Genomic DNA, 13,345 nt, shown 5'->3' with positions numbered 1-13,345 from the left:
ATCTCGCATCCGGGATGCGGTATTTGAACGAAAATAGGCTCCAGGGCATATCTATAAAGCGCAAGAAGCTATGACTTTGGTAGCAATCATCCTGGCCACACTGGCCGCGGGCATTGGCAGCGTGTGGCTGGCCGCGCTGCTGATGCGGCTGGGCCTGGGCGGGCGCCCGGACAGCGTCGGCCCCCAGCACCTGCTCAGCCTGGCCGCGGGCGCCTTGCTGGCCACGGCCTTCATGCACCTGCTGCCCGAGGCATTCGAGAGCCAGGCGGGCGCGCACGACCTGTTCGCCACGCTGCTCGTGGGCGTGGTGTTCTTCTTCCTGCTGGACAAGGCGGAACTCTGGCACCACGGGCACGAGCACAGCCATGTGGCGCAGGCGCCGGCACATCCGCTCGGCGCTGAACACGGCGGCAGGCACGACCATCATCACCATCACCATGCCCCGCGATCCGGCGGCTGGGCCGTGCTGACGGGCGACAGCGTGCATTGTTTTGGCGACGGCATCCTGATCGCCTCCGCCTTCCTGGCCGACATCCGGCTGGGCGTGATCGCCGCCGTGTCGGTGCTGGCGCACGAGGTGCCCCACCACATGGGCGACCTGGTGGTGCTGCGCCAGACCAGCCCCAACCGCCGCATGGCGCTGGTCAAGGTGTCCCTGGCGGGCGCCGTGACGGCGCTGGGCGGCGTGGTGGGCTACTTCCTGGTGGGGCAGCTGCAGGACCTGCTGCCCTACTTCTTGGCCGTGGCGTCCAGCAGCTTTGTGTATGTGGCGCTGGCCGACCTGATCCCGCAACTGCAAAAGCGCCTCACGGCACGCGAGACGGTGCTGCAGATCGCCTGGCTCGTCGCGGGCATGGTCATCGTCACGCTGGTGAGCGGGGCGGCGCATGGGCACTGATGGCGTAAAAAAGCCCGGCGCAAAGGCCGGGCACAAGTGGAGACCTCGCAAGATTCCCGAGCTCAGCCGCCGCGCCGCCGGCGCAGCGCGCCCAGGCCCGCCACCACGGCCGACAGCAGCGCCAGCGCCGCGTGCCCCAGCGTGGGCACGGCCACCGCGCTGCCGGGGCCGCCCGCGCCCGTGACTGTCAGCGTGAACACGGCGCTGGCGGTGCCGTCCTTGTCGGTGGCCGACAGCAGCAGCGGGTAGATGCCGGGCGCGGTGGGCGTGCCGGAGAGCTGGCCGGTGGCGGCATCGAATGCCACGCCCGGCGGCAGCGTGCCGAGCAGCGCGTAGGGCTGCAGCGCATCGCCGTCGGTGGCCGTCACGTATTGCGCCAGGGGGTGGCTGAAGGGCTGGCCCGCTGGCCCGCTGGCACTGCCCGGCGCCACGGTGGGCGGGGTGGCCGCGCCGGGTCCGCCGCCTGGCCCATCGCCCTGCATCTGCACCACCACGCAGCGCGAGAACTCCGAGCTGGCCGCATAGCCGTCCTGGCCGATGACGGTGGCCGTCAGCGCCACGTGGGTGTAGCCGGCGGGCAGGGCGGCAAAGGCCAGCGTGCCGGCCCAGCCGCCGCTGGGATAGGTTTGCACATCGGCGGCGCCCAGGAAGACCTGACCCTCGCCATAGCCGCTGGCGTCGCAGGCGGTGTTGGCGAAGGCTTCCACGCGGTAGGTGCTGCTGGGCCGCAGGCTGTCCATCAGCGTGGTGTTCACCTGCGTGCCGGCGGCGCTGCCGGTGGCGCTGGCGATCATGGGCATGTGCACGGCCCAGATGGGTGGGGGCTGCGCGGGGTCGGCCCCCATGGCGGGGGGGGTGGCAGGATCGATTAGCTCCAGCCCCAAGGCGCCGTTGCTGTGGATGCGGTTGCCCAGCCATCGGTTGCTTTCCGGCGCGTCCACGGCGAGCTCGTCGCGCTGCACGCGGATGCCGTTGCCGCCCCAGTGGGCGATGGTGTTGCCCTGGCCCGCGCTGGCGCCGCCCACGCGGGTGCGCAAGGGGAAGGCGCCGTTCGCGTTCTGGGTGTGGCGGATGAGTACGCCGTGGCCGCTGCCGCCGATGGGCGAGGTGCCGTCGACGCCCACGCCGATCAGATTGGAGACGATGGCGTTCCCGTGGCTTTCGTTCGCTATCTCGATGCCCGTCTCCCGCGCGCCGATCACGTTGCCCTGGATGGTGATGCCGCTGGTGCCAATCACCCTGATGGCGATGGGCGCGCCGCCGCGCGGCTGGTTGCCGCTGTGGTCGGTGCCGATGAGGTTGTCGGTGATGTGGGTGTCCACCACCTGGTCTTCGAGGTAAAAGCTCTGGCCATCGGCGCGGGCCACGACCAGGTTGCGCCCGGCGGGCGTGCCGTCGCCCACGAGCGTGGCCTGGGCATAGAGCATGACGGAGATGCCCCGCCGGTTGGCCAGCAGGCCCGTCGCGTCGTCGGCCGACCCGCTGCCGTCGGTGCCGATGAAGTTGCCCAGTACCCGCACCATGTTCAGGTTGTAGATCTGCTGGGCGTTCACCATCACGCCCGCGCCGCCGAAGCGCGTGACGGCCACGCCGCGCAGCACCGAATCGGAGGCGCCGTTCAAGAAGAGGATGCCGTTCGCCCCCGCTCCGGCGTTCGCGCCGTCGATGCGCACGGTAATGACCGCGTTGGTGCCCGTGGCCGCGCTGTTGGGCGTGCCGCCGTTGGTATAGCCGTCGATGGTGGCCGGGTAGGTGATCGGCGGCAGCGGCGTGGCGAGGCTGATGGTGGTGGGCACGCCGCCGAAGTTGAAGGCGATGGTGTCCGCGCTGATGTGGGCGTTGGCCTGCTCGATGGCCGCGCGCAGCGTGCAGGTGCCGCCGGCTGTGGCGCACAGGCCGTCGCCCGGGTTCGCGTCGGCGGCGTCGCCCGCGTCGTTGACGGTGTAGGTGGCCGCCTGCGCGGCGCTGGCGCACAGCAGGGCGGGTAGCAGTATTTTTTTGATCATTTTGGCCTCTAGCGCCCGCACATCAAGCGCGAGCAGCTCTCTTTTTAAGAGCGCCCAGGCTCGCCAGCAGGGCCGCGAGCAGCGCCAGTGCCGCGTGGCCCAGTGTCGGAATGGCGCTGGGGTTGCCCGCGGGGCCGCCCGGCACTTGCGCGCAGGCCGAAAACTCCGAGGTTTCCTGGTTGTTGCCGCCGCCGCCGCTGAAATAGCGCGTCGCGGTCATGCTCAGGTAGGTGCCTGCGGGCTGGGGCGGCAGATTGATGCTGCCGTTCACCTGGCCGCTGCCGTCGGTGCCCGTTTGCAGCGAACCGAGGAAGACGCGCCCTTGCGGCGTGCCGCAACTGGTATTGCCAAACACCTCGAAGCGCTGCGTGGTGTTTGCCACGCTGCTGAAGCTGAAATTCACCACCGTGCTGGTGGCGCCGGTGATGGCGGGTGCGGGCTGGCCGCTGTTCACCGTGGCCGGGTCGCTGCCGGCGGTGTCCACCAGCGCGATGCCCCGGCCCGCGTTGCCGTGGATGCTGTTGTTCGTGAAGCTGTGGTAGCGCAGGGCGGGAGCGGGCGCGGAGCTGTGCTCCACGCGGATGCCGTTGCCCCCCCAATGGCCGACGGTGTTGCCCTCGCCGGGGTCGGTGCCGCCGATGTGGATGAACCACGGGCTGAGGGGCAGTCCGCCGTCGGTGATGTACACGCCGTTGCCGCTGCCCGCCACGCTGGCCGTGCCGTCGGCGCCCACGCCGATGGCGTTGCCCTGCAGCGTTGCATTGCGGGCGCCGCCATGGAGGATCACCCCCGTATCGGCGGCGCCGATCACGTTGCCGCGCACCATGCTGCCGGCGCCTTGGGGGCTGGCCACGGCAATGCCCGTATGGGTGCTGACGCGTGCCGTGCCCGCGCGGTTCGTGCCGATGTAGTTGCCCTGCACCAGCGTGCCTGGAGAGGCGCCCAGCGAAACGGCCCGCCCGCTGCTGCTGGCCACGATGAGGTTGCGGTCGGCCGGGTTGGCGCCACCCACCGTGGTGTTGCTGGCGCTGTTGTCGATATAGATGCCCGAGAACAGGTTGACCAGCGCGCCGGTCTGGTCGCCGCCCGTGCCGCTGCCATTGGTGCCGATGAAGTTGCCCGCGATGGCCACGCCCACCAAGCCGTTCGCGGAGCCTTGCCCGTCCAGCACGACGCCGTGGCCCCCGAAACCGGTGATGGCGAGCCCGCGCAGCACCGAGCCGGATGCGCCCGGCACGAACCGCAGGCCGTGCGTGCCCGCGCCCGCGTTGGCACCGTCGATGCGGGTGCTGATGTAGGCGTCATTGCCCACGGGCAAGGTGTTTGGGATGCCTGCGCCGAGGGCGTAGCCGTCGATGGTGGTCACGCCGGCGATGGCGGGCAGCGGGCTTTGGGGCTCGATGGTGACGGAGCCGCTCGAGAAGTTGAAATTGATGGTGTCGGCCGATGCGGGATTGTTGTTGGCCGCCTCGATGGCGGCGCGCAGCGTGCAGGGGGTGATCCCGCCGTTGCAGGGCACGGAGACGCTCAAGGGGGCGTCGCCTGTGTCGTTCACCGTGAACGTGGCGGCCGATGCAGCAGCGGGTAGGAGCAGGGCGGCCGCCAGGGCCGGCGCGGTGTAAGCGGGTGTGAACAGCATCGCGGCGATTCTTCAAAAGAACCGCCCGGCCGTCTGCGCACGGCGCGACAAAAGCGCCATGCACCAGGCGACATGCCCCAGTCCGACAGGCTCCTAGCGCAGATCGGACGGCGCCAGCCCGAAGCGCCGGCGGAAGGCCCGGTTGAAAGTGGAGATGTCGGCGAAGCCACAGTCGAGCGCGATGTCGAGCACGCGGCGCTGGCGTTGCGCGGGGGCCTGCAGCAGCGCGCGGGCGCGGTCCAGGCGTGCCTCGCGCAGCGCGTCGGAAAAGCAGGTGCCCTCTTGCGCGAACAGGCGCTGCACCTGGCGCGGCGTGAGGTGGTGGCGCCGCGCCACCTCTTCCAGCGAAAGGCTGGCTTGCCCCAGCCGCGCCTGCATGTCGTGGCGGATCAGCGCCAGACGCGGGGTGGCCTGTGCCGCACGCCCTGGCGGCAGGTGGGCTTGAAGGGCCGGGGCGATGGCGCCCGCCAGCAGCTCGCGCAGGTGGGCCACGGCCAGATCCTGCTGCGGCGGCGCCAGCGGTGCGCTTTCGGCCAGCAGCTGGGCGTAGGCCAGGGCCAGCGCGCCGCTGGGCGCACCGGGCTGCAGCACGAGCAGCGGAGCCTCTTCCAGGCGCGGCACCAGGGGCGCGATGCTGGCGTGCGGCATCAGCACGCAGGCCGTGGGGCCGCCACAGGGCGTGATGACCTCGTACTCGCGCGCCTTTGACACCACGACCATGCTGTTCGCAGGCAAGTGCTGCTCACCGTGCGGGGTCCGCAGCACCATGGGGGCGCGGCTGGTGGCCAGAAAAATGTCGTCGCAGCCGTCCTGCATCAGCGCGCGCGAGCGCGCTTGGTGGGCGGGCGTGCACAGCGTCCTTGCATGGACCACGTCCTGGCCCAAGGTCGTCACGCTGGTGGAAAACTCGAAAGAGCCCTGGGCATTGGCATGGCTCCAGAGATCGACGCGCATCAGCTCGCGCCCATACAGTTCGCGCAACGCGGCGGCCTTGTCAGGCCCGGCGAAGTCGCTGGAGGCCAGGCGGATGGACGATGGCGGCGTGGGATGGCTGGCGGGCATGGCGGGGCGATGGACGTTTCGCGCCTTTGTACATCAGGCACGGGCAACCCGGCAATCCATCGCGTCGCATGGTAGATACAGGCAGGAGGCAAGCGCCGCTTGCGCCCGCTACCCGCTCCTTCCATTTGTGCCAAAGCGGCCGCTGCCGGCAGTTCTGGTGCGCCTTGCGTGCCTTTGCCGCAGCGCGCCCGCACCCACCACCATGGCCGACGGCCGCGCCAGCCCAGCGCGGGGGATGGCCGCAGGGCCGCGCACGGGCCCGCCACCCGACCCGGCCGCCACCACCACCACGCACAGCGAGGGTTCCGAAGTGCCGAACCCCGCCCCAAGTCCAACGAGGCTGTCATCGTCAACACCGTGCCCGCGGGCAGATGGGTTAGCGTGAGGCTGCCGCTGTACTGACCGCCGTTGCCCGGGTACGTGCGACCCACGCCCCTGCCGTCGGCGTGGCATTCGGTGTTGCCAAAGATGAGCGGGGCGGCGCACGGGCACTGAGCCCGGTGCGACTGGTTGCCAGGGCTGTCTCCGCCCAGGCGGCTTACCCCGTGCGCAGCGCCTGAGTGAGGAACTCCAGGCAATCCTGCACCAGCGGGGGCCGCGCCCCCATGGGGGCGTGCGCCATGAGCGCCACCCGGCGCGAGATCACCGGTGCGTGCAGCGGGCTCACCCGTACGGCGGCCGCGTCCAGGTTGTGGGTGTACAGCCGGGAAATCACCCCCACCGCCAGCCCGCAGCGCACCAGGCTGTAGAGAGATTCGCTGTAGAGCAACCGGTCTGCCGCTGCCAGGTCCACCCCGTGCTGGCGCAAGGTGGCCACTGCGAGGTCGTAGGTGCTGCCCCTCGCGAACAGGGCCAGGCGTTCGCCGGCCAGGTCTTGCCATGCCAGCCGCTTGCGCCGGGCCAGCCGGTGGCGGATGGGCAGTACCGCCACCAGGTCGTCGTGGGCCACGGGGAAGGTCTCGATATGGGGCGGAAGATCGAGCGCGACGCCCAAGGCCAGGTCCACCTCGCCGCGCTGCAGCGCGGCCACCAGATCGTCGTTGAGGGGGTCCTGCAGGCGCAGGTCCACGTCCGGGTGCTGCGCCAGCCATTGCCGCAGCGGCTCGGCCAGCAGGTGCATGGCCGAGGGCAGCGCGGCCACGCGCAGGGTGCGCTTGCCATCGTCTAGCGTGCGGTACAGCCCATCCACTCCCTGCTCGTAGCCATTGATGAGCCGTTCCACCTGCGGCAGCAGCAGGGCGCCCTGGGGCGTGAGGCGCACGTGGTGCGTGCTGCGCTCCAGCACGGGCGCGCCCAGCACGGCCTCCAGCTCGCGGATGGAGGCGGACAGCGCGGGCTGCGTGAGCGACAGGGCCTCAGCCGCCTGCCGAAAACTCAGGGCCCGGGCCACGGCCTGAAAGCTGCGCAACTGGCGCAGCGTGGGCGTGCGGTGCGCGGGTGGGCGCTCGGCCGCGGGCCGTGTGGCGGGGTGTTTGCTCATAAGTTGCTTTTATTGCAACATCAAATTAAATCACTTCCGCTATCACACCGCGCTGCATAGCATGCGGCCATGCCCACCTTTGCCGCACCCGCAGATCCGCTGTACGCCTTTCTCCACGCCCTGCCCAAGGTGGAGCTGCACTGTCACCTGCTCGGCACCGTTCGGCGCGATACGTTTACCAGCCTCGTTCGCCGGGCGGGCGCCCACATCGGCGATGCCGAGATCGAGGCCTTCTACACCCGGGGCGAAAAACCCGTGGGCGTGCTGCGGGTGCTGCGCGCGCTGGATGCCGAACTGATCCGCAGCCCGGATGACCTGCACCGCCTGACCTACGAATACCTGCAGGATGCCGCCGCGCACCACGTGCGCTATGCCGAGTTCTTCTGGAACCCCACGGGTACCGCACGGCAATCGGGGCTGGCCTATCCGCAGGCGCTGGAAGGCATCGTGCGCGCCATTGCAGATGCCGAGGCTGACTTCGGCATCACGGGCCGCCTGGTTGCCGCCATCGACCGCGAGGCCCCGCCCGAGGCCGCCACCGAAATGGTCGAATGGGTGCTGGCCCACCGGCGCGACGAGGTGATTGGCATCGGCATCGACTACCGCGAGGTGGATCACCCGCCTGAATGGTTCGCCCCGGCCTATGCGCTGGCGCGCCGGGGCGGGCTCAGGACCACGGCCCATGCGGGCGAGTTCGGCATGCCCTGGAACAACGTGCGCACGGCCCTCGACGTGCTGCAGGTGGACCGCATCGACCACGGCTACACGGTGCTCGACAACCCGGCCCTGGTGCGCGAATGCGCTGACCGGGGCATCGTCTTCACCGTGGTCCCCACCAATTCGTATTACCTGCGCACCCTGGCCCCCGAACGCTGGGCGCTGGACCACCCCATCCGCCACATGCCGGCGGCGGGCCTGCGCATTCACCCCAACACCGATGACCCCACGCTGCACCACGTGAACCCCACCCAGGCCTGGGCCATGATGGTGCGCGACTTCGGCTTTGGTGCCGGGGACCTGCGCGGTTTCCTGGCCAATGGACTGGATGCCGCCTGGATTGACGATGGCACGCGGCGTGCATGGTCCACGCAGTGGCTGGCAGCGTTTGACAAGCAACTGGCGCAGACAAACCTGTTCTCTGCCGTCCCCCCCTGAAGGAGTCCTTGCATGTTTCCCTCCCGGTTCTTCCCTGTACCGTCCTTCTTGCCACGGCGCCTGGCGTGGCCCCTGGTGGCTGCGCTGCTCGGCGCAGGCGCCAGCATGGCTGCGCACGCGCAGGCCGCCTGGCCCGCCGCCAAGCCCATCACGCTCATCGTTCCCTTCAGTGCCGGGGGCAATGTGGATGTGACGGGGCGGCTCATCGCGCAAAGGCTCGGAGAACGCCTGAAACAGAGCGTGGTGGTGGACAACGTGGCAGGCGCTGGCGGCGTCATCGGCATGGAAAAGGCCGCCAGGGCGGCGCCAGATGGCTACACGCTGGTCCTGGGTGCTGACAGCCCGGCGGCCATTGCACGACTGGTGAACCCTGCGGCCGTGCGCTACGACACCCTCAAGGACCTGGCTCCGGTGGGTTTGGTGACCACCGCCCCCATGCTGATCGTGGCGCGCCCCGGGCTGCCGGCGAACAACCTGGCCGATGTGTTGCGTCTGGCGCGTGAAAAGCCCGGACAGCTGAGCTACGCCACCTCGGGCGTGGGCACGGTGCTGCACCTGGCCATGGAGCGCGTCAAGGAACAGAGCAAGACCTTCATGGTGCATGTGCCGTACCGGGGTGGCGCACAGATCGTGACCGATGTGATCGGCAACCAGGTGGACCTCGCCGTGCTCATCAGCGTGACGGCGGCGCCGCACATCCACAGCAAGAAGCTCAAGGCCATCGCCCTGACGGACGACCAGCGCCTGCCCTCTCTGCCCGACGTGCCGACGGTGGCCGAGACCGCGGGCTTCAAAGGGTTTGACATGGTCTCGTGGACGGGCCTGTTTGCCCCCGCGCAGACGCCCCCCGCCGTGGTGGAACGCCTGAACCGCGAGCTGGGCGAAGTGCTGCGCATGGACGATGTGCGCGCGAAGCTGGCCGATGGTGGCGCCGTGGCGGGCAAGGGAAGCGCCGCCGAGTTTGCGCGGTTTGTGCAGACCGAAAGCGCCCGGTATGCCGCGATCGTGAAGGCGGCGAACATCAAGGAATGACCCGCCGGCGGGGTGGTGCCTGTTGTGTTGTGCAGCGCGGCATCCACCCTCCGTTCTTGATGCAGGTCAATGGGCTGCGGGGTGTAGGGTCCGTGGGGGACTTGCGCCAGACAAAAAAGGTGGGGGCTGTGCCATGCTGATGGCATGAACGCTGCCGCATCTGCCTCGCACCATTCCGCTGTGGTTCGTCTGGGCCTGCTCGCCCAGCCTACGCGATTCCTGTTCTTTACCGGCAAGGGCGGGGTGGGCAAGACCTCGTTGTCCACAGCGGCGGCCATTGCCCTGGCAGATGCGGGCCGCCAGGTGCTGCTGGTCAGCACCGATGCGGCCTCCAACCTGGATGAAATGCTGGGCGTGCCGCTGTCCAACCAGCCAGTGGCCGTGCCCGGGGTGCCGGGGCTGCACATGCTCAACATCGACCCCGATACCGCCGCCGAGGCCTACCGCCAGCGCGTGCTGGCGCAGCTGGAGGCCACCGCCAGCAGCCATGAACGCGCCGCGGTGCGCGAGCAACTCTCGGGCGCCTGCACCACCGAGATCGCTGCGTTCGACGAATTTGCCGCGCTGCTGGCCAGCGAGGGCAGTGACACCGGCCATGTGTTCGACCACGTGGTGTTCGACACGGCCCCCACCGGCCACACGCTGCGCCTGCTGAGCCTGCCCAAGGCCTGGACCGGGTTTCTGGCGGGCAACGACCGGGGGGCGTCGTGCCTGGGCCCGCACTCAGGCCTGAAGATGCAGGAGGCCCGTTTCAACGCCGCGCTGGCCGCACTGAGCGACCCGGCCCTGACCACCGTGGTGCTGGTCACCCGCCCCGACCCCCGACCCATGCAAGAGGCCGCGCGCACCGCGCTGGAGCTGCGCGCCCTGGGCCTGGCCAACCAGCGCCTGGCCATCAACGGCGTGTTCCACGCCAGCCAGCCGGGGCAGGACGCGGTGGCCGATGCCATCGAGGCCCTGGGCCGCCAGGCCCTGGACCAGATGCCCGATGCGCTGGCCCAGCTGCCGCGCGACGAGGTGCCGCTGCGTGCCTTCGATACCGTGGGTTTGCCTGCGCTGCGGGCGTTGCTGGGCGGTGGCGATGTGCTGCCGAGCGCGCCCGCCGCCGTTGCGGATGTGCCGTTGCAGGCTGAACCCCTCTCGTCCCTGACCGACGCGCTGGCCGCCAAGGGCCACGGTCTCATCATGGTGATGGGCAAGGGCGGCGTGGGCAAGACCACCATTGCCGCCGCGCTGGCGGTGGGTTTGGTGCAGCGCGGACACAGCGTGCACCTCACCACCACCGACCCGGCGGCCCACGTGCAAAGCCAGCTGGGCGGCAGCGTGCCGGGCCTGAAGGTGGGGCGCATCGACCCGCAGGCCGAAACCAAAGCCTACATCGACAAGATCATGGCCACGCGCGGCAAGGCGTTGGATGACGCAGGCCGCGCGCTGCTGCGGGAAGACCTGCAGTCGCCCTGCACCGAAGAGGTCGCCGTGTTCCACGCCTTCAGCCGGGTGGTGAACGAGGCGCGCAGCGCCTTTGTGGTGCTGGACACCGCGCCCACCGGCCACAGCCTGCTGCTGATGGACGCCACCGGCGCCTACCACCGGCAGATGACGCAGCAGTACGAAGGCAGTGCCAACTCCAAACACATCATCACGCCCCTGATGCGCCTGCAGGACGCCGACATGACCCATGTGGTCATCGTCACGCTGCCCGAGGTGACACCCGTGAGCCAGGCCGCTGCGCTGCAGGACGACTTGCGCCGTGCCCACATCGAGCCCTGGGCCTGGGTCATCAACAAAAGTGTGGCGGCCACCGGCACCGGCGACCCGTTGCTGCAGGCCCGCCTGGTGGGCGAGCAGCAACAGGCCGAGCGCATTGCCAACGGACTGGCGCAACGCACCTATGTGCTGCCTTGGCTGGCCACGCCGCCGGTGGGGGTGGAGGCTCTGGGGCGGCTGGTCGAAGCGCCCCAGCAATGATCAGTTGTACGCTATAAAAATTATAGCTATTGGCGCTTTGGAGATAAGCGCCAGAGGTCAAAAAAGACCAGAAATCAACGCGCCAGCTCTTCCCGCACAGCGGCCACCTGCCGGCGCGACACCGCCAGCAGTTCCGTGGAGCCCTGCAGCCGCACGGCCCAGCCTTCGCCCTCCTCGGGGTCGTAGTGCTTTTCCAGCGCGCGCACGGCGCGGCGGGCCACCAGCGCGTTGCGGTGGATGCGCAGGAAGCGCGGCGCGAACTTGGTCTCCAGCTCGCTCAGGGCGCCGTCCATGATGTAGCTGCGCGTGGCGGTGCGCACGGTCACGTACTTCTGCTCGGCCTTGAAGTACAGCACCTCGGCCAGGGGCAGGCGTTCGGTGCGGCCCCGGTCCTGGATGAGCAGGGTTTCGCCTTCGGGCACGCCGGTGGTGGGCGCGGACGCAGCGGGGCGCGTGCCACGCTGTACCTTGGCCAGTGCCTGCTGCAGGCGTTCGCGGCGCACGGGCTTGGTCAGGTAGTCGGTGGCATCCAGTTCGAACGCGCTCACGGCATGGTCCGCGTGGGCCGTCACGAACACCACGGCCGGGGGCTGGGGCAGGGTCTGCAGGGTGTGGGCCAGTGCCAGCCCATCCTGGCCGGGCATGTGGATGTCAAGCAGCACCAGGTCGAAGGCGCGTCCGCCCGTGGGCCCCAGCAGCGCCATGGTTTCGCCGGCGTTGGCGGCCTCGGCCACGGTCATGCGCTGGGCAGGCTGGGCCTGGGCGCAGTCGGACAGGAGGGTGCGCAAGCGGCTGCGGGCCAGGGCTTCGTCGTCAACGATCAGGATGTTCATGGTCGGTAGCGGGGCTGCTGTGGTTGAGGTCGTCTTCGCCGTCCACCATGCGGCGCTGGGATGTTTGCGCGCGGCCGCCATGGGGGCCCCTTCGGGCTTGCGCCGCGCCGCGCGCGCCCCGGGCGCGCGCCTTGGGGTCGGTGGCGGGCAGGGTGATGCGCACCTGGTACAGGCCGTCCTGCACGCCGGCGGTGAATTCGCCCTGCACATCATGCAGCAGCGCCAGCCGCGCGCGGACGTTGGCCAGGGCAATGCCGTGGCCCCGGGGCGCCGTGTCGTCGCCGTTGCCGTTCCTGCCTTCCTTGGGGGGCAGGGTGTTGGTGATGCGCACGACCACGCGGCTGCCGCGCAGCTCGGTCAGCACGCGCAGCCGCCCGCCGCGCGCGCTGGGCTCCACGCCGTGCTTGACGGCGTTCTCCACCAGCGGCTGCAGCAGCAGCGGCGGCAGGCGGGCGCTGTCGGTGCGGGGGTCCAGGTTCCACTGCACCTGCAGGCGGTTGCCAAAGCGCACCTCTTCGATGGCCAGGTAGCGGCGCGCCAGGGTGATCTCTTCGGCCAGCGTGACCGATTCCCCCTGTTCCACCAGCGCGTGGCGAAACAGGTCGCTCAGGTCTTCGAGCAGCGATTCGGCCTTGGCCGGTTCCGCGCGCACCAGCGCGATGGCGCTGTTGAGGGTGTTGAACAGGAAGTGCGGCCGGATGCGCGACTGCAGCTCGGTCAGCCGCGCCGTGGTGGCGGCGGGCGTGCGGCCCCGTGCGCGCAGCACCAGCGCCGCCACCAGCATGGCCGCCAGCAGCGCCCCTGTCGCGGCGCTGGCCAGCCAGGGCGGTGACGCAGGTTGCGCCACCAGCGCCAGCATGCCGCAGGCGTAGGCGCCCGCCAGCGCGCCCAGCAGCACGCCGGCCGCATACTGCTGCGCGGTGGAGAGGCGCTGCAGAACAGTCTTGAGGCTGCAGGCCGTGATGAGCCACAGCAGCGTGGCCGGCAATGCGCCGCCCGTCAGCAGCGCCATCGTGGCCAGCCATTCCACGGGGTTGCCCGCTCCGAACATGGCGCCCACGCCCACCACCAGCTCCACGAACAGCACGGCCCGCAGCACCACGCCCACCTGGCAGGCATCGAACACCAGCACCCGGCGCGCGGGCGCCAGGCCACCCCGCGCGGAGCCTCGCGGCAGGGCCGAATCGGGCGGCGGGGGCTGGGTCGATAAAATTTGCGTGTTTTGCATTGCGGCGCCCGGGTTGTCCGGGTGTCTGAACCTCCGGATTATTG

Annotated in this window: 10 protein-coding genes; 4 read left to right on the top strand and 6 right to left on the bottom strand. The window is 70.0% G+C overall.

The features are described from left to right. Positions 1–70 precede the first annotated feature (70 nt). Entirely contained in the window at positions 71–898 is an 828-nt protein-coding gene (locus tag AC07PV_RS15390; protein ID WP_494630654.1) for a ZIP family metal transporter, read from the top strand. Between the two features lie 62 nt (positions 899–960). Here AC07PV_RS15390 and AC07PV_RS15385 read toward each other — a convergent pair whose 3' ends face one another. From AC07PV_RS15385 to AC07PV_RS15370, 4 genes are all read right to left on the bottom strand, one after another. Beyond that, positions 961–2,904: an IPTL-CTERM sorting domain-containing protein gene (locus tag AC07PV_RS15385; RefSeq protein ID WP_494630652.1), complete on the bottom strand. Its 1,944-nt coding sequence runs from the start codon at positions 2,902–2,904 to the stop codon at positions 961–963. Between the two features lie 22 nt (positions 2,905–2,926). Beyond that, a complete protein-coding gene (locus AC07PV_RS15380; protein WP_494630651.1) occupies positions 2,927–4,543 on the bottom strand; it encodes an IPTL-CTERM sorting domain-containing protein in 1,617 nt (538 codons plus the stop codon). A 93-nt stretch (positions 4,544–4,636) separates the two neighbouring features. Next, positions 4,637–5,605 carry a helix-turn-helix transcriptional regulator gene (locus AC07PV_RS15375; RefSeq protein WP_494630650.1) on the bottom strand — a complete coding sequence of 323 codons (969 nt, stop codon included), beginning with the start codon at positions 5,603–5,605 and terminating at the stop codon, positions 4,637–4,639. Positions 5,606–6,143: 538 nt separating this feature from the next. Further along, positions 6,144–7,085 (bottom strand): LysR family transcriptional regulator, encoded by a 942-nt coding sequence (locus AC07PV_RS15370; RefSeq protein WP_494630648.1) that lies wholly within the window; start codon positions 7,083–7,085, stop codon positions 6,144–6,146. Between the two features lie 69 nt (positions 7,086–7,154). Here AC07PV_RS15370 and add point away from each other — a divergent pair, with 69 nt between their 5' ends. The 3 genes from add (at position 7,155) to arsA (ending at position 11,240) form a co-directional block, all read left to right on the top strand. Then, positions 7,155–8,240 carry an adenosine deaminase gene (add, locus tag AC07PV_RS15365; protein ID WP_494630647.1) on the top strand — a complete coding sequence of 362 codons (1,086 nt, stop codon included), beginning with the start codon at positions 7,155–7,157 and terminating at the stop codon, positions 8,238–8,240. A 12-nt stretch (positions 8,241–8,252) separates the two neighbouring features. Beyond that, the gene (locus AC07PV_RS15360; protein ID WP_494630646.1) at positions 8,253–9,272 is read left to right on the top strand and encodes a tripartite tricarboxylate transporter substrate binding protein; all 1,020 of its coding nucleotides are present in this window, start codon (positions 8,253–8,255) and stop codon (positions 9,270–9,272) included. Positions 9,273–9,416: 144 nt separating this feature from the next. Then, complete coding sequence (gene arsA, locus AC07PV_RS15355) at positions 9,417–11,240, top strand: arsenical pump-driving ATPase (protein WP_494630644.1); 1,824 nt, start codon at positions 9,417–9,419, stop codon at positions 11,238–11,240. 74 nt (positions 11,241–11,314) lie between these two features. Here the strand turns inward: arsA and AC07PV_RS15350 are convergent, their stop codons facing one another. Beyond that, the gene (locus tag AC07PV_RS15350; protein ID WP_494630643.1) at positions 11,315–12,073 is read right to left on the bottom strand and encodes a LytR/AlgR family response regulator transcription factor; all 759 of its coding nucleotides are present in this window, start codon (positions 12,071–12,073) and stop codon (positions 11,315–11,317) included. After that, entirely contained in the window at positions 12,054–13,301 is a 1,248-nt protein-coding gene (locus AC07PV_RS15345) for a sensor histidine kinase (protein WP_494630642.1), read from the bottom strand. The genes AC07PV_RS15350 and AC07PV_RS15345 overlap by 20 nt, the downstream gene beginning before the upstream one ends. Positions 13,302–13,345 lie beyond the last annotated feature (44 nt).

This window comes from Acidovorax sp. GW821-FHT09A11 (genome assembly GCF_059418365.1).
Note: the sequence above shows the minus strand (reverse complement) of the source record. Positions and strands in the feature narration are given on the sequence as shown.